Below are 16,112 nucleotides of genomic sequence, written 5' to 3' on the forward strand. Positions count from 1 at the left end.
CATGTTGACAAGCTTTTTTACGAGTTTAAGTAACTATCATTTCTTGCAAAATGCCTTGATCACGGCAGTCGCGATCGGGATCGTGGCAGGGGTGATCGGTTGTTTTATTATCTTACGAGGGATGTCCTTGATGGGGGATGCAATCTCTCATGCGGTCTTACCAGGGGTAGCCTTGTCTTATATCTTCGGCGTTCATTTTTTTGTCGGGGCGATCTTCTTTGGGATCTTGGCTTCCATGATCATTACCTATATCGCCAATAACAGCCTAATCAAAAGCGATACAGCGATCGGTATCACCTTTAGTTCGTTTCTAGCTTTAGGGGTTATCTTGATTGGAGTAGCAAATAGTTCGACTGATTTGTTTCACATTTTGTTTGGGAATGTGCTAGCGGTGCAAGACAGCGACAAATGGCTGACGATCGCTATCGCTATCCTTGTGCTGGCAGTGATCATCCTCTTCTTCCGTCCACTGTTGATCACGTCTTTTGATCCGATGATGGCAAAGGCCTTTGGGATGAAAGTGCAAGCCTATCACTATTTATTGATGTTCTTGTTGACTTTGGTTTCAGTGACAGCGATGCAAAGCGTCGGAACGATCTTGATCGTGGCTCTGTTAGTCACTCCAGCAGCAACGGCTTATCTTTATACAAAACAATTGAAGCATATGATGGTCATCGCAGGGGTTTTAGGTGGTTTCGCCTCATTTATCGGCTTGTTTATCGGGTATAGCTTTAATATTGCCGCAGGATCAAGTATCGTTTTGACCGCAGGAGCCTTTTTCGTGATCGGTTTCTTGTTCTCACCAAAACAAAAGACCAGTCCAGTCAAACGCTGGTCAGCGACGGCGGTTTTAGCAACGGCAGCTGTAGCTGGTGGCTTCTTTTTGGCACAGCAAAACGGACAGATGGCCCAAACAGAAGGGAAACTTTCAGTAGTAGCGACCAATTCGATCATTGCTGATATTACGGAAAACATTGCCGGTGATCGAATCGATCTTCACAGTATCGTACCAGTGGGGCGTGATCCCCATGAATATGAACCTTTAGTGGAAGATGTTCGAAAAGCGACCGATGCCGATCTTATCCTTTACAACGGCTTGAATCTAGAAACTGGCGGCAATGGCTGGTTTACCAAATTGATGAACAATGCCAATAAGGTAGAAAATGAAGATTACTTTGCCGTCAGTGATGGCGTGGATGTGCTTTATCTTTCTGATGATGAAGACCACAGCAAAGCCGATCCTCATGCCTGGTTAAATCTAGAAAACGGTATGATCTATGCCCGCAACATTGCTCAACGCTTGAGCGAAAAGGACCCTGACAATCGCTCTTTCTATGAAGAAAACCTTGAACGCTACTTGGCTTCATTAGAAGAACTCGATCAGCAAGCGAAGGAAAACTTCCAATCGATTCCCGAAGAGAAGAAATTGATCGTCACCAGTGAGGGAGCCTTCAAATACTTCTCCAAAGCCTACGGTGTAACGTCTGCCTATATCTGGGAAATCAATACCGAAGAAGAAGGAACCCCTGCGCAAATCAAGAACTTAGTGGATCAGCTGCAAAACTCAGCCGTCGCTTCCTTGTTTGTCGAAAGCAGCGTCAATACTCGTCCGATGCAAAGTGTTTCTCGTGATGCAGGTATTCCGATATTCGGAACCGTCTTTACCGATTCGATTGCAGAACCGGGAGAAGAAGGTGACAGCTACTATAACATGATGAAGTGGAATCTCGATACGATTTATCAGGGCTTGAATCAATAATGCAAAAAACATCCTTAGCTCGTTCTGGCTAAGGATGTTTTTTCGTCGTATTTTTGTGCTGGAGAAAAGCAAAGAGATAAAATCCGCAGCCCATCAAAGCAGCAAGAAAAGCGATGACAGGAAAGTACAACCCCTGACCGTATACATAGGCTGTATAAGCGAAGAAGGCGATCAAAAACCAAAGCGTTTCCGAGATGAGCATTTTTTGGTTCCTCCTAATTGTTGAAAAGTGTTTATTTAGTATATTTTAACACGGTGGGCGCAAAAAGAAAATCAGCGAATCGAACGTTTGCTGAAACGAGTCGCTGATTTTTTCCCAATTGCACCGATGAACAGTTAAGAAACGTTCAATTGCTGTTGCGGTTCTAAATGGTAATAAAGGATCTCAGGTGGGACACCGAGTCGGGCGGGAATCTTGGTCATACCAACCCCGCTGGAAACACTTAATAAGGTCTCATTGCCTAAAAGGTAGAGCCCATCGGTATATTTCAACGCGCCCTTTGTTTTCGCATAATAAAAAGGCAAGCGAATCTGCCCGCCATGGCTATGGCCAGAAAGAATCAAGTCGTAGTTTGGCAGATTGGTGATCCGAGCAACATAATCGGGTTCATGGAGCAAAAGCAGCTGCCATTCTGCTAAGGTTGCTTCATAGGTAAAACTGACTTTCGGACTTTCTATATCGATACCGACAATATTCATCGACGTCTTGTCATCAGAACCAAAAACCGACTCATTATCAAGTAAGGTAAACCCTGCATGCTGGTATATTTCCTTAACAAAGTAATGCCCGTCATTCAAATGGTCATGGTTCCCCATAACTGCGATCTTACCCAGAGGCGCTTGCAATTTTTTCAGCTTTTCGATCAGTCGCTTGGTTGAACGATGCGGCCATTTTTTATAATTATCGATCAGATCCCCCGTGATGATGATCAGATCCGGCTTGTTTTGGATCGTTGATCGAATGATGCGATTCATTCGCCGTGGTTTGTACCAACGAGAAAAATGAAGGTCGCTGATATGGGCAATCACGAGATTGCTTTCTGCTTGATAAAGATCGTAAGCCTTTGAAATATCTAAGACGGTGCGCTTGTCTTTTTTTATGAGGTAGTGCCGTTGTTTGAGAAGATGCGGTTCAATAATAAAGGAGTAAACTAGCAAGCCCGTAAGGAGGAATGCAATAAGAATGAGGGTGTACATGGCGTGGCTCCTTTTTTGATTTGCTAGTTTCTAGCATAGTAGATTCTTACAAAAAAAGCAATCATGCGAAAGCAAAAATAACAAAAAATATCCATCGTATTTCGTTTGTTTCTTCCATGAAAAAAAGATACAAAAGGGGCTGTAATAGCCGACTTTTGTATCCTAGTTCGTAATTATTTGATTTTCACCAAACGTTTGAAGCGTGCTTTGTGTTTGACGGGGATCAAAGCCATGACACAATCATAAGGGACGGAGATGATCGCCCATACGAGACTTTTACTTGAAGCAAAGGGATAGTTTTGCTTTAAGACAAAATGGCCACTGATCAAGGCAAAACCGATACTACCGACCCACAGCCATTGCGGGTCCCAATTCGTAAAATGTTGGAGGGCTGTGATGACAAACGGATAGCCGTAAAAGTACAATGCAGTCAAAACGAAAGTGACATTTTTGGTTAATTGACGCAGGGTCAGTAAGAAAAATAAGCCAGAAAGAACGATACCCAATGGCGGGAACAGACTAACTAAGAAGGAATAAATGATGCCCCATACGATCATGCCAGGTCCTTTGACGAGAGCGGCTAAGACAAAGACAAAAAGTAGGAATAAGAGCTGTTGCGAAAAACTTGCTGCTGTCAAAAGGCCGAAGAAACCAACCAATAACCAGTGAGAAAAAGTCGCTGTTTGATTCTTTTGTGGTGTCTGTTGCTGCAATTTTAGCCAGGTAGCAAAATTCGGGAAATCATGCTGGAAATTTCGCTGAAAATCGCTGTTGAATGCTTGATGGGCATTTTGCTGCCGATAGTAATGATATTGATGTTTTAACGTGCCTTTCGGTGCTGCTTTTTGGCCAGAAAAAAAGCGGCCGGGATCAATTTTTGATCGTTCCATATTTCCACCTCCATACGATTTCGTTATCCTCAGTATAGAGAAAATCAGCTTCGGCGTCCTCCAACTTTGGGCGGATTTTTTTTGCTTGCTGAAAGTTTTCTTAAACTGCTGAAAAAAGCGGAGAGGATTCGTTTCTTAAACCGTCAAAATATGCTAGAGTATAGAAGGACTAAGGAGGAGATTTCATGATTTTTGATTCTCATACACATTTGAATGCAGAACAGTTTAACGAAGACATTCCCGAAACGGTCGCCCGTGCGCAAGAACTAGGAGTAACGGAGATGGCGGTCGTCGGTTTCGATCAGCCAACGATTGAAAAATCGTTAGCAATAAGCAAAGAATATCCTGGCATTTACAGTATTATCGGTTGGCATCCAACCGAAGCTGGTTCTTATACCCCACAAGTGGAAACCTATTTGCAAGAGCGCTTGGAACGACCAAAAGTCGTTGCCCTAGGTGAAATCGGTTTAGACTATCACTGGATGGAAGATCCGAAGGAAGTTCAAGAAAAGGTCTTTCGTCGGCAAATGGCGATCGCCCGTGAACATCAACTGCCTATCAGTATTCATACCCGTGAAGCCTTAGAAGATACCTATGCGATTTTAAAGGATGAAAAAGTCCAAACGATCGGCGGCATCATGCACAGCTTTAGTGGGGACGGTGAATGGGCGAAAAAGTTCTTGGACCTAGGAATGTATATTTCCTTTAGTGGTGTCGTGACCTTCAAAAAGGCGACGGAGGTACAAGAAGCTGCGCAAGTCGTGCCACAAGATCGGCTACTTGTTGAGACTGACGCGCCGTATTTAGCCCCTGTTCCTTATCGCGGCAAGCGCAATGAACCGGGCTATACTCATTATGTAGTGGATAAAATCGCGGAGCTGCGGCAAGAAGCGGCCGCTGACGTTGCGGCCTACACGACAAAAAATGCCCATCGCTTGTTTAGGATCAATGACTGATAAACCGAAAATCGAAGAAATCATTGTCGTCGAAGGCAAAGACGACACCCGCCGATTGCAAGAAGTGTTCGAAGTAGATACTATCGAAACGATCGGTTCGGCGATCGATGACACGATCCTTGATCAAATCGAGCATGCCCAAGAGACACGAGGGGTTATCGTGTTTACCGATCCCGATTTTTCGGGAGAAAAGATCCGCAAAATCATTATGGAAGTGGTTCCGGATGCCAAGCATGCCTTTTTACCGCGCAGTCAGGCAGCACCGAAAAGCAAGGGCAGTTTAGGCGTGGAACACGCCAGCCATGAAGCATTGAAAGAAGCCTTGCGAAAAGTCGTAACCCCGATTGCTTCAAATGAAGTCAGTGAAGGAACCATTGATCGCCAACAGTTATTAGCGTATGGCTTGATCGCAGGCGCTGGAGCAAAAGAGAAACGAGAGCGGCTAGGAGATCTTTTACGCATCGGCTATACGAACGGCAAACAATTAGAGAAGCGGCTGGCAATGTTTCGTATCACCGATGCAGAGTTGGCAGAAGCAATGAAAATAGTGGAGGAAGAATTGTGAAGGAAGAACGGGATATAGCAACCCCCTCAAGAACCAAAGAGATTTTAGCGAAACATGGCTTTACCTTTAAAAAAAGTTTAGGACAAAACTTCTTAACAGAACCGAATATTTTACGGAAAATCGTAGAAACTGCAGGCATTGACGAGACGACAAACGTCATTGAGGTTGGTCCTGGAATTGGTGCGCTGACCGAACAGTTGGCAAAACACGCCAAGCAAGTGTTGGCGTTTGAAATCGATGATCGGTTGATCCCTGTATTAGCTGATACGATGCAGCCGTACGCAAACGTAAAGATCATTCATCAAGATGTCTTGCAAGCAGATCTGGCAACGACCATTCAGTCAGCATTCAGCGATACGGCTGCTTCATTAAAAGTTGTCGCAAATTTGCCCTACTACATCACTACGCCAATTATGATGCACTTTTTAGAGTCTCAGGTAAAAGTAGATGAAATGGTCGTGATGATGCAAAAAGAAGTGGCAGATCGAATCTCAGCAGTTCCCGGGACTAAAGCCTATGGCTCGTTGTCGATCGCTGTGCAATACTACATGGAAGCAAAACTGGCATTCATCGTCCCGAAAACCGTTTTTGTACCCCAACCGAATGTTGATTCGGCTATTTTGAAATTGACGCGTCGATCACAACCAGCGGTCGCAGTCACCGATGAAAAAGAGTTTTTCAAATTAACGAAAGCAGCCTTTCAGCTGCGTCGTAAAACCCTTTGGAACAATTTGCAAAATAGCTATGGAAAAGATGAAACAACCAAACAGTGGTTGGCAGACAGTTTAGAAGCAAGCGGGATCGATCCGAAACGACGTGGAGAAACGCTGTCGTTAGCGGAATTTGCCAAATTAAGCAATGAAATGCAAGCGCGTAAAGGATAACTTCAATATAAACGGATGTTGAATAAACATTCGTTTTTTTGTGTCTTGACACCTTGTGGAAATACCAGTAGAATAAGCAAGACAGAACTGTCATGACACATTGAAGGAGAGAGTATAAATGAAAAATCATTCCATCCGCCATTTAACGATCGCTGCATTGTTGATCGGCATGGGGATCGTCATTCCCATGGTAATGCCCAAAATCGTCATCGGACCAGCATCTTTTACCTTAGCTAGCCATGTGCCCGTCTTTGTGGCGATGTTCTTTTCACCTGCGATGGCAATCGCGGTAGCTTTAGGAACGACCTTTGGCTTTTTCTTAACACTGCCACCAATCATTGCTTTACGGGCATTGTCCCATGTTGTTTTTGCCGTCATCGGTGCCTTTTATTTACAGAAGCACCCAGATATTTTACTAAAAAATGGCAAACCCTCTTTATTGAATATCAAATTTCAGAGCTTTAACTTGATTATCGGACTGATCCATTCTGCCGTTGAAATGGCAGTCGTTGCCGCCTTTTACTTCACAGGAAATGTACCAGGGACCGCATTCGATGGTAATTTCTACTATTTCTTGTTCGTTTTGATGGGGATCGGCGGGTTGATCCATAGCTTGATCGATTTCAATTTGGCTTATTTTGTTGCAGGTGCCTTAAGCAAACAATTTGATATTCGTTCATTTTCAAAAGCAAAAGGACGCTTTATTCAGAAACAGAAGAAAGCGGCATAAGCGCCAGTTTGAATAGACCCGCTGCGTAAACGGGTCTATTTTTTTGTGTTTAGATTAAGAAAATACTCCTTACTAAAAAGTTTATTATAGTGAAATAATAAACAGAAATAAGTTATAATATACAAGAGGAGGAAGTAGATGAAGAAGAAAAAGTTAAAACGGTTACTTTTAGGTATGTTCGTCTTGATGCTCTTCTTTCTGGTGATTTTTTATGACAGTAAGAACGGGCAGTCCCCCTTTGAAAAGATAGAGGATGAATTGACACTAGCACTTTCGGATGAAGAACAAGCTCCAGAACCTGAATACAGTGAGGTAATTCAACTAGATGTTCCGTTAGAAAATCAATTCGATGAAGTGGCGCTAGGGAATGGCTGTGAGGTAACGGCTTTATCGATGCTCTTGAATTTTTACGGATTTGATACCAATAAAAATCAATTGGCGGAAGAATTAGCGTATGTCCCGCTTTATGAGGATTATTATCACCATGGAGATCCGCGAGAAGGCTTTGTTGGAAACATCTATGGCGGTGATAGCGCGATGGGTGTTGACGTAGAACCAATCACCGATGTCGCCGAAAGGATTGTGAAAGAGCAATATGAAGTCGTTAGTGGACGAGACAAAAGCTTTGATGAGATCGTCAAAGTACTACAATCTGGGAAACCAGTTTGGATGATTGCGACGTTAGAATTACAAGTACCTACCGATGCTGATTTCTTTCAATGGAATACCCAAAATGGCGAAATCCTTGTGACGGCATTGATCCATTCGGTGGTGATCACAGGCATCGATGGTGATACGATGTATGTCAACGACCCTTATGGGCATAAGGATCGTGAAGTCAGCAAAGAAGATTTAGCAGCGATCTATGAAAAAATGGGTCAGCAATACTTATATTTAGAAGAAATCTAAGAAAAACCCCTAACTTGCCGTTGACAGTAAATGAAAAAACAATTATAATTTTTTAAAATTAAACAAAGAAATCGATAACGTTGAAGAGAAGAGTAGCAGATCAACAAAGGTACAGAGACTCCGGTTGGTGAAAAAGGAGACATGCGGTGATCAGTGAAGATGAGCTCTGAGTTTTTTTGTTGGTTCACGCCAGCAAAACGGCATGCGCCCGTTACAGCGCCAAGTATCATAGTGTACTGTTGAGGTGTTATTTGTGAGAATAGCACGAATTAGGGTGGTAACGCGCATCAAGTCGTCCCTTTTATCCGTAAGGATAAAAGGGCGGCTTTTTTTGTTTTTCACAGCTGAAACTATTCGCCTTCTCTTCAACAAGAAATTTAACTGTAAGGAGTTGAAGCAATGCCGATCATTATTCCCAAAGAACTACCCGCTGCAGCGGTCCTGCAAAAAGAAAATGTCTTTGCCTTACTGCAGCATAAAGCGGCGAAACAAGAGATTCGTCCCTTGAAGATCGCAATCGTCAATTTAATGCCGAAAAAGATCGCCACAGAAAATCAATTGCTGCGCCTGCTTTCCCAAAGTCCGCTGCAAATTGAAGTAACTTTACTGAAAATGAAGTACCACGAAAGTAAAAACACGTCTGTCGATCACATGGAAAAGTTCTATCAAGAATTCTCAGTGATCCAGTCCCAACGATTCGACGGCTTGATCATCACTGGTGCCCCTGTTGAAAAAATGGCCTTTGAAACCATTGATTATTGGCAAGAACTGCAAGAGATCATGGATTGGAGCCAGACGAATTGCACTTCAGTCCTGCATATTTGTTGGGGGGCACAAGCTGGTCTTTATTACCATTATGGTATCGACAAAGTGTTGTACCCAAGCAAATTGTTTGGCGTCTTCGAACAAGCAGTCACGCATTTTCATCCACTGGTTCGGGGCTTTGACGACGTCTTTTATACACCGCATTCGCGCTATACTGGCATCGATGAAGGCCAGCTCGCCCAGGCGCCTTTAGAAATCTTGGCAGCGGGTGTTGAAACAGGGCCTTCCATCTTCGTATCAGAAGATCATAAAAATGCCTTCTTGCTAGGGCATTTTGAATACCACACAACGACCTTGAATGAAGAGTACTTGCGAGACATGGAACGGGGCTTAGCTACCGCATTGCCTAAAAATTACTTTGCCTATGACCGTTTAGGGGGAAAAATCACCAACCGTTGGCGGGGACATGCCTCTTTGTTTTTCAGCAATTGGATCAATGAAACCTATTTGCGAACGCCGTATGACCTGTCCGTCACGCCGACGAAAGAAGGTTACCGAATTGGCAGTGAGCCAGAAGGTCGGGTGAGTATCAATGACGATTGAGCATTTTCTCTCCCACTATGCTAGACAGCGAAAAGGCACTGATTCTTTAAAATGGGATCTTGTGGATCAACGGTTCCAAGGAGAAAAGCTTTTGCCTTTATGGGTAGCTGATATGGATTTTGCTGCACCAAAGGCAGTGGAAGAAGCCTTGCAGCAACTGGTTGATCAAGGAACCTTTGGCTATGCGATTCCCCCCTCAGGCTATTTTTTAGCCTATCAAGCTTGGCAAGATCGCCACTGGGGGACGAAATTCGAAGAAAAATGGCTCTCGTTTTCCACAGGGGTCGTCCAATCTTTGGTTGATTTGCTTCATTGTTTCACAGAACCAGACGATGGCATCTTGATCCAGCCGCCCGTCTATTATCCCTTTTTTGACAGCATCAAAGAGACGAAAAGGCGCTTGATAGAAGCACCCTTGCAAAAGGTGGGGAATTCCTATCAAATCGATTTTGCTACTTTTGAAGCCAAAATCATTGAAGAAAAAGCGAAACTATTTATTCTCTGCTCCCCCCACAATCCAGTAGGGCGGGTCTGGCAAGAGAAAGAACTGCATCAATTATTGGCCATTTGCCAAAAACATGAGGTTGTCGTGATCGCCGACGAGATCCATCGTGAGCTGATACTCGGTGAGCAGCAATTTGTTTCGGCAATAACAGTGGCGCAGCGTTTAGGTTTTGAAAAACTGATTGTTGTCGATTCGCCCTCAAAAACTTTCAACTTAGCAGGATTATTGCTGTCTCACGTTTGGATTCCAGATTTAGAGATGCGCACAACCTATCACGCGTGGTGTCGGCAATACAAGCAGACGGAAGTTAATTGTTTTGGTCTAACTGCTGCCAAAGCCGCTTATGAATCGGGGGATCAATGGCTAGCTGACCTACTTTTGGTGATTGCTGCCAATGAACAAATGGTCCGCCAGCAACTGCAAGAAGCATTTCCCAAAATTGAGGTCCTGCCATTAGAAGGAACCTATCTTCTCTGGGTCGATCTGCGGCAAGTCATTGCCAAAGAACGAACCAAGCACGTGATCCAAGATACTGCCGGTCTGGCAGTCGACTATGGGGAATGGTTTTCACAAGACGGTCAGGGCTTGATTCGTCTGAATCTTGCGACAACACCGACGATCATTCAAGAAGCCCTTGATCGCATGATCGAGGCAATCAAAAAGGAGGAACGACATGACGATTGATACAGCAACTTTTCTGGCACAATTAGGCAATCATTCGGATCAGCAAACTGGGGCGATCAGCCCACCGATCTATCTTTCCACGACCTTTGCTCATCCCGAGTTAGGGCAAAGTACAGGCTATGATTATACCCGTACCAAAAACCCGACCCGTGATATCTTAGAAGCAGGTCTTGCTGAATTAGAAAAAGGAGCTCGGGCAGTAGTGACCAGCTCTGGCATGAGTGCGATCGCTTTGATTTTTGACTTATTTGCCAGCGGGAGTCGCTTTTTGGTTTCTCGTGATTTGTATGGCGGCAGCTTTCGCTATTTTGCGGAAATGGAAAAAAGCCAACGGGCATTCTTCGATACCTTCAGCACTGTAACAGAATTAAGTGAAAAACTAACTGACGAGGTAACGGCTGTCTTTTTAGAGACCCCAACGAATCCTTTGATGACCGTGACGGATATTGCTGAAACCGCCAGGCTTGCTCACGACCATGGGGCACTACTGATCGTAGATAACACCTTTTTGACGCCGTTACGGCAGTTGCCATTAGAAGAAGGCGCGGATCTGGTGATCCATTCAGGCACCAAGTTCTTATCAGGTCACAACGATATTTTGGCAGGCGTCGTGATCGCCAAAGATGCGCAAGTAGGGGAGCGCTTGAATTATTTAGCCAATACTTCAGGCCCGACCTTGAGCAGCTTTGATACATGGTTATTCATCCGAAGTTTAAAGACGCTGCCGTTGCGCTTTGAACGACAGGAAGCCAACGCCAAGGAAGTTGGCCGCTTTTTACGAGCCCATCCGGCGATCAAAGAGGTGCTGTACCCAAATGCAGGGGCGATGATCAGTATTCGGGTGCTTGATGAAACCAAAATCAGCGGCTTTTTAGCGGCATTAAAGGTTTTTACCTTTGCGGAAAGCCTGGGTGGTGTGGAAAGTCTCATCACGTATCCAACGACACAGACCCACGCAGATATTCCTCAAGAGGTACGAGAATCTTATGGATTGATGCCGGATCTTTTACGGATCTCCATTGGGATCGAAAGTAGTAAAGATTTGATCGATGACTTAGAAAATGCACTAAAGATATTCAAATAACCCAACCACAGATCAGCTAGTGAAAAACTTACTTTTGTAGAGTAATTTTATTGACAGTTTTAGTTGTATAGGATAAAGTTACACTACATATGAATAGTGAGTCCGATGTTTTCGGTTGACGGCAACAGGGATTAACCATTTCTCCTTTGAAAAAGTAGGTTGTTTTGAGAAACAGAGGGGAAATTGGTCTAGTTGGGCCATTCGACAAGGAAATAGGATGATTGATCTGAGGAGGGAACAAAAGGGGAAAAAAGGGATGAAAAGAAATGTAGTAAATGTGTTGACGACAGGAGTGATTGGGCTGCTTGCCTTGTTTAGCTTGGCTGCCTGTGGCAACAACCAAGCGGATGAAGAAACGACCGTCGTCAAATTAGGTGTCGTTGGCGAACAAAATGAAGCCTGGGAACATGTGCAGGAAGAATTGAAGGAAAACGAAAATATCGACTTGCAACTGGTGAAGTTCACCGATTATCGCCAACCAATCGTCGCACTAGAGGATGGGTCAATCGATCTACACGCAGCATTGACGGAAATTTTTATGGATAATGTCAACGAAGAAAGTGGTTATTCCAACACGACGATTGCGTATACGACATTAAACCCACTTGGTATTTATTCCGATAAAATCACTGATGTCAGCGAATTGGCAGATGGTGCTACGGTGGCTTTACCCAATGATGTGTCAAATGAGAGCCGCGCACTATTACTCTTACAGACCGCCGGTTTGATCACTTTGGATGAATCAAAAGGTTTACTGCCAACAACTAGTGATGTCATTGACAATCCCAAAGCCTTGAAATTTGAGCTGCTTGACTCCAATCAAACGGCTCGGGCAATGACCGATGTCGACATCTCTTTGATCAACAACGGCATGGCAGTCGATGCTGGCTTGGTTCCTACAGAAGATGCGATTTTCTTAGAACCTGTGGCTGACTCCTCCACGCCCTATTATAATGTCATTGCTGCGCGAGCAGACGAAGCAGAAAATGATGTGTACCAAACGGTCGTAGCGTATTATCAGACCGATGAAGTAAAAGCAATTATTGACGAAGTTACCAAGAAATCAAGTATCCCTGTTTGGGAATAAAAAGCAAAAAATCTACTATAAATATATAGGAACAGGAAGTAGGATGGAAAAATGATCAATTGGAAAAAAGGTTTAGCAAGTGTTGCCGTCGTCGGACTAGGATTCGTTCTAGCAGCCTGCGGTGGATCAAATACAGAGGAAACGGCAGCCAGTAGTGCAGCTGGTACTGGCGATGATGCAACATTCACTTATGCCATCAGCGGGGACCCATCGTCCACCAACCCGATCAACACCAGTGATCGCTGGGGCTTGACAGTGACAAACATGATCTATTCTCCACTCGTTACAGTGGAAGCAGATGGAACAACACAAAATGCGTTAGCAGAATCAGTGGAACCGGCGGAAGACGGCCTTTCATTGACCGTGCATTTGAAACAAGATGTCAAATGGTCAGATGGCGAAGATTTTACTGCCGATGACGTTGTTTTCACGTATGAACAAAAAGTCAAAAAAGAAAACGGCAATGCCGATTCGCTTTGGGTCGACGACCAGCCGATCGCGATCGAAAAAGTGGATGAATACACCGTGAAATTTGTGTTGCCAACACCGAGTGCAGCAGCAATCAGCAATATCGCAACCGAAACATACATCATTCCAGAGCACATCTTTAAAGATGTTAGCGACTTTTCGGTCAGTGAACTGCCTGAAAAACCAGTTGGTACGGGTCCATATCAATTGAAAGAATACAAACGTGGTGAGTACTTTACTTTTGAAGCCAATGAAAACTATTATGGCGGCAAGCCTTCGATTCAAAACGTGACCTTGCGGATCATTGAAAGTACTGATACGGCCAAAGTTGCTTTGCAAAAAGGGGAAGTTGACGCAGCCGTTGTTTTGCCTTCAGATATCGAAGACTTAGATGATACGCAAATTTCTGTTTATCCCTATACAGAAAACCGCATCGGATACTTAGGCTTAAATACTCATTCAGATGCATTACAAGATGTGAAGGTCCGTCAAGCAGTCTTGTATGCTTTGAACAAAGATGAATTAAATCAAGCAGCGTATTTAGATGAAGACTATTATGCAACACCGTATTCATTCTTACCACCGAACAATCCATACGTCACCGAAGATGTCGAGAAATATGAAACAAATGCTGAAAAAGCAAAAGAGCTTTTACAAGAAGCAGGTGTCACTGATTTGTCATTGAACTTGGCGTTCAACTCAACTGACCCAGCTCAAACGATCCAAGCTACGTTGATTCAACAACAATTGCAACAAGCAGGCATTACAGTTACCCTTGAAGGGGGCGATGGTACTGCGATCTTCACTGAGTTGAAAAAACCTGATTCAACGAAATACAACCTGTTCCTTGGCGGGTATATCATGGGGAATGACCCTGACTTATACGGCAGTTTATTCGAAACTGGCGGCAGTGCCAACTACTTCCAAAGCAATAGCGAAACCATTGACAATTTGTTTGCGCAAGCAGCAGTTGAATTGGACACAGACAAGCGTGAAGCATTGTACGATGATCTGCAAAAAGCCATTGCTGACGAAGCGATCATTTACCCAATCGTTGACAACAAGAAAATCTTAGCGGTCAATAACCGAATTGGTAATGTAGAAGATGCAGGCTTGATCCCAATCTATACATTCGAAGATATGTCTAAATTGACAATCAAGTAAATCAATTGGCTGTGATAAAGAGGAATCTTTTTTATCACAGCTTTTTTCTATGAAAAAGAAAGAAGGTCAATTATGTTTCGATATATTGCAAAACGAGTATTGCAAGCAATCCCTTTGCTATTTGTGATCTCTTTTATCGTATTTTCACTAATACATATCGCCCCGTATGATGTGATCGATTCCATCACGACACCGAATATGTCACAAGAGCAAATCGATCTGTTGCGGCAGCGCTATGGCTTGGATCAACCCTTTTTGGTTCAATATTTTCTTTGGATCAGAAATGTTCTTACTGGTAATCTTGGCTTTTCGTTGGTTTCTCAAAGCAGCATTTCACAAGAACTTGCGACTCGGATCCCGAATACGATGCGGCTAGTGATCCCTGCATATTTGACGGCTTTATTGCTGGCGATCATTTTGGGTCTGTTAGCCGCTGCCAACAAAGGAAAGATTTGGGATCGGATCATTGACGCTGTGGCATCTCTAGGGATCGCTGTGCCGACCTTCTGGTTTGCGATGATCTTGATTTATGTGTTTGGTTACTTATTAAATATGTTTCCAATCATTGGCATGTATACGGTCGGTAAAGAAGGGGATTTTGGCGATTTTCTGCAGCATTTTATTTTGCCTTATACCACATTGACAGTCGCCTTCTTTCCAGATTTGACGCGGTATATCCGCGCATCAGCGACACAACAAGTTTCAGAAGACTACGTGATGGTGCAACGGGCATTTCATGCCAGCAAATGGCAGATTTTCAGTCGGCACATCAGTCGCAATATTTTGATTCCCGTTGTCACCCAAATCGGCTTGGCGTTGCCGATGTTAGTTACCGGTGCGATCATTACAGAAACGATCTACGGCTGGCCGGGCGTCGGACCTTACTTGATGAGTGCGACGAAAAGCCTCGATTATCCTGTGATCATGGCCATCATGCTGTTGTCAGCAACACTGGTCATCTTAGGGAATTTGTTAGCGGATGTTCTGTACTCCGTGGTTGATCCACGTATCCGTAAAGGAGGGAGCAAGTAATGAAACGTTTCAAAAAAATCAGTGAAGTCATGCTTGCTTCACCCATCTATACCTTTTCTGTCGTTTTCCTGACGTTATTGATTATTTTGTCGCTTGTTGCACCTTTGATCCCCATCGATCCTAATGCAACGGATGTCAGCAACATGTCACAGCCGCCGAGTTGGTCTCATTTATTTGGAACCGATGAAGTGGGGCGAGATTACTTTATTCGGGTCGTCTACGGCGGTCGGGTATCATTGTTTGTAGGTGTTTTGGCAATGATCACTGCGACGTTTATTGGGACTCTTGTCGGTCTTGTTTCTGGCTACTTTGGCGGTTGGATCGACAACTTGCTGATGCGCCTCGTCGATGTATTGTCATCGATTCCTTGGTTGGTGTTAGTGATCGTTTTGAGCGTCTTTTTACGTCCCGGACTAACCACGATTATTATTGTGATCGGCGGCTTCTCCTGGATGAACATCGCTCGTTTGATTCGTGGTGAAACGTTAGCGGCGAAAGAACGGGAATATGTCGCTTACGGGAAATTTATCGGACGTTCTTCATTTAGTATTATCGTGAAGCATGTTTTCCCAGCAGTGCTGCCTACCTTGATCGTTGCGGCATCTGCAAGTATTTCAGGAGCGATCATGACCGAATCAGCGTTGAGCTTCCTCGGATTAGGGATTCAGCAGCCGATGGCTTCGTGGGGCAGTCTGTTGCAAAATGCGCAAAACAGCTTGCAGCGGGCACCATACATGGCGATCCTTCCAGGGCTCTTTGTTATTTTCACCATCTATTCCTTCAACAACATCGGCGACATGATCAAACATGTCTTGCAAAGGGAGGTGTGA

The 16,112-nt window shown here is 44.1% G+C and carries 16 protein-coding genes; 13 read left to right on the top strand and 3 right to left on the bottom strand.

From position 1 onward, the window contains the following. Window position 1 precedes the first annotated feature (1 nt). On the top strand, window positions 2–1,759 hold the full coding sequence (locus IGI76_RS05230; protein ID WP_270266445.1) for a metal ABC transporter permease subunit: 1,758 nt from the start codon (window positions 2–4) through the stop codon (window positions 1,757–1,759). Window positions 1,760–1,787: 28 nt separating this feature from the next. Here IGI76_RS05230 and IGI76_RS05235 read toward each other — a convergent pair whose 3' ends face one another. The 3 genes from IGI76_RS05235 to IGI76_RS05245 all read right to left on the bottom strand — a co-directional run bounded on the left by IGI76_RS05235 (window position 1,788) and on the right by IGI76_RS05245 (window position 3,846). Next, a complete protein-coding gene (locus IGI76_RS05235; RefSeq protein ID WP_270266447.1) occupies window positions 1,788–1,961 on the bottom strand; it encodes a hypothetical protein in 174 nt (57 codons plus the stop codon). 134 nt (window positions 1,962–2,095) lie between these two features. Beyond that, window positions 2,096–2,956 (bottom strand): metallophosphoesterase, encoded by an 861-nt coding sequence (locus IGI76_RS05240; protein ID WP_016608229.1) that lies wholly within the window; start codon window positions 2,954–2,956, stop codon window positions 2,096–2,098. Window positions 2,957–3,129: 173 nt separating this feature from the next. Next, a complete protein-coding gene (locus tag IGI76_RS05245; RefSeq protein ID WP_270266450.1) occupies window positions 3,130–3,846 on the bottom strand; it encodes a hypothetical protein in 717 nt (238 codons plus the stop codon). A 185-nt stretch (window positions 3,847–4,031) separates the two neighbouring features. Here IGI76_RS05245 and IGI76_RS05250 point away from each other — a divergent pair, with 185 nt between their 5' ends. The 12 genes from IGI76_RS05250 (at window position 4,032) to IGI76_RS05305 (ending at window position 16,112) form a co-directional block, all read left to right on the top strand. After that, on the top strand, window positions 4,032–4,802 hold the full coding sequence (locus tag IGI76_RS05250) for a TatD family hydrolase (RefSeq protein ID WP_270266452.1): 771 nt from the start codon (window positions 4,032–4,034) through the stop codon (window positions 4,800–4,802). Next, the gene (gene rnmV / locus IGI76_RS05255) at window positions 4,795–5,367 is read left to right on the top strand and encodes a ribonuclease M5 (RefSeq protein WP_270266454.1); all 573 of its coding nucleotides are present in this window, start codon (window positions 4,795–4,797) and stop codon (window positions 5,365–5,367) included. The genes IGI76_RS05250 and rnmV overlap by 8 nt, the downstream gene beginning before the upstream one ends. Next, window positions 5,364–6,251 carry a 16S rRNA (adenine(1518)-N(6)/adenine(1519)-N(6))-dimethyltransferase RsmA gene (rsmA, locus tag IGI76_RS05260; RefSeq protein ID WP_270266455.1) on the top strand — a complete coding sequence of 296 codons (888 nt, stop codon included), beginning with the start codon at window positions 5,364–5,366 and terminating at the stop codon, window positions 6,249–6,251. Before rnmV ends, rsmA begins: the two co-directional genes overlap by 4 nt. 118 nt (window positions 6,252–6,369) lie before the next feature. Next, on the top strand, window positions 6,370–6,981 hold the full coding sequence (locus IGI76_RS05265; protein WP_005225537.1) for a hypothetical protein: 612 nt from the start codon (window positions 6,370–6,372) through the stop codon (window positions 6,979–6,981). Between the two features lie 138 nt (window positions 6,982–7,119). Continuing rightward, entirely contained in the window at window positions 7,120–7,890 is a 771-nt protein-coding gene (locus IGI76_RS05270) for a C39 family peptidase (RefSeq protein ID WP_270266458.1), read from the top strand. 399 nt (window positions 7,891–8,289) lie between these two features. After that, complete coding sequence (locus tag IGI76_RS05275; protein ID WP_270266460.1) at window positions 8,290–9,258, top strand: homoserine O-succinyltransferase; 969 nt, start codon at window positions 8,290–8,292, stop codon at window positions 9,256–9,258. Next, window positions 9,248–10,447: a MalY/PatB family protein gene (locus IGI76_RS05280; RefSeq protein WP_270266462.1), complete on the top strand. Its 1,200-nt coding sequence runs from the start codon at window positions 9,248–9,250 to the stop codon at window positions 10,445–10,447. The genes IGI76_RS05275 and IGI76_RS05280 overlap by 11 nt, the downstream gene beginning before the upstream one ends. Continuing rightward, complete coding sequence (locus IGI76_RS05285) at window positions 10,437–11,531, top strand: aminotransferase class I/II-fold pyridoxal phosphate-dependent enzyme (RefSeq protein WP_194193059.1); 1,095 nt, start codon at window positions 10,437–10,439, stop codon at window positions 11,529–11,531. The genes IGI76_RS05280 and IGI76_RS05285 overlap by 11 nt, the downstream gene beginning before the upstream one ends. Before the next feature lie 256 nt (window positions 11,532–11,787). Beyond that, window positions 11,788–12,618, top strand: coding sequence for a MetQ/NlpA family ABC transporter substrate-binding protein (locus IGI76_RS05290; RefSeq protein ID WP_167823002.1), 831 nt, complete (start codon window positions 11,788–11,790; stop codon window positions 12,616–12,618). Between the two features lie 51 nt (window positions 12,619–12,669). Beyond that, entirely contained in the window at window positions 12,670–14,250 is a 1,581-nt protein-coding gene (locus IGI76_RS05295; protein WP_270266468.1) for an ABC transporter substrate-binding protein, read from the top strand. 72 nt (window positions 14,251–14,322) lie between these two features. After that, complete coding sequence (locus IGI76_RS05300) at window positions 14,323–15,282, top strand: ABC transporter permease (protein ID WP_167823003.1); 960 nt, start codon at window positions 14,323–14,325, stop codon at window positions 15,280–15,282. Next, window positions 15,282–16,112: an ABC transporter permease gene (locus IGI76_RS05305; protein WP_005234832.1), complete on the top strand. Its 831-nt coding sequence runs from the start codon at window positions 15,282–15,284 to the stop codon at window positions 16,110–16,112. The genes IGI76_RS05300 and IGI76_RS05305 overlap by 1 nt, the downstream gene beginning before the upstream one ends.

It is taken from the genome of Enterococcus sp. DIV2449a, from assembly GCF_051711225.1.
GTDB lineage: Bacteria > Bacillota > Bacilli > Lactobacillales > Enterococcaceae > Enterococcus_D > Enterococcus_D casseliflavus.

Bases quoted from the DNA above. Each gene is read 5' to 3' on its own strand.
- IGI76_RS05275 (WP_270266460.1), top strand. From the start codon at position 8,290: ATGCCGATCATTATTCCCAAAGAACTACCCGCTGCAGCGGTCCTGCAA.
- rnmV (WP_270266454.1), top strand. From the start codon at position 4,795: ATGACTGATAAACCGAAAATCGAAGAAATCATTGTCGTCGAAGGCAAA.
- IGI76_RS05250 (WP_270266452.1), top strand. From the start codon at position 4,032: ATGATTTTTGATTCTCATACACATTTGAATGCAGAACAGTTTAACGAA.
- IGI76_RS05270 (WP_270266458.1), top strand. From the start codon at position 7,120: ATGAAGAAGAAAAAGTTAAAACGGTTACTTTTAGGTATGTTCGTCTTG.
- IGI76_RS05290 (WP_167823002.1), top strand. From the start codon at position 11,788: ATGAAAAGAAATGTAGTAAATGTGTTGACGACAGGAGTGATTGGGCTG.
- IGI76_RS05265 (WP_005225537.1), top strand. From the start codon at position 6,370: ATGAAAAATCATTCCATCCGCCATTTAACGATCGCTGCATTGTTGATC.
- IGI76_RS05240 (WP_016608229.1), bottom strand. From the start codon at position 2,956: ATGTACACCCTCATTCTTATTGCATTCCTCCTTACGGGCTTGCTAGTT.
- IGI76_RS05300 (WP_167823003.1), top strand. From the start codon at position 14,323: ATGTTTCGATATATTGCAAAACGAGTATTGCAAGCAATCCCTTTGCTA.
- IGI76_RS05230 (WP_270266445.1), top strand. From the start codon at position 2: ATGTTGACAAGCTTTTTTACGAGTTTAAGTAACTATCATTTCTTGCAA.
- IGI76_RS05280 (WP_270266462.1), top strand. From the start codon at position 9,248: ATGACGATTGAGCATTTTCTCTCCCACTATGCTAGACAGCGAAAAGGC.
- IGI76_RS05295 (WP_270266468.1), top strand. From the start codon at position 12,670: ATGATCAATTGGAAAAAAGGTTTAGCAAGTGTTGCCGTCGTCGGACTA.
- IGI76_RS05305 (WP_005234832.1), top strand. From the start codon at position 15,282: ATGAAACGTTTCAAAAAAATCAGTGAAGTCATGCTTGCTTCACCCATC.
- IGI76_RS05285 (WP_194193059.1), top strand. From the start codon at position 10,437: ATGACGATTGATACAGCAACTTTTCTGGCACAATTAGGCAATCATTCG.
- IGI76_RS05245 (WP_270266450.1), bottom strand. From the start codon at position 3,846: ATGGAACGATCAAAAATTGATCCCGGCCGCTTTTTTTCTGGCCAAAAA.
- IGI76_RS05235 (WP_270266447.1), bottom strand. From the start codon at position 1,961: ATGCTCATCTCGGAAACGCTTTGGTTTTTGATCGCCTTCTTCGCTTAT.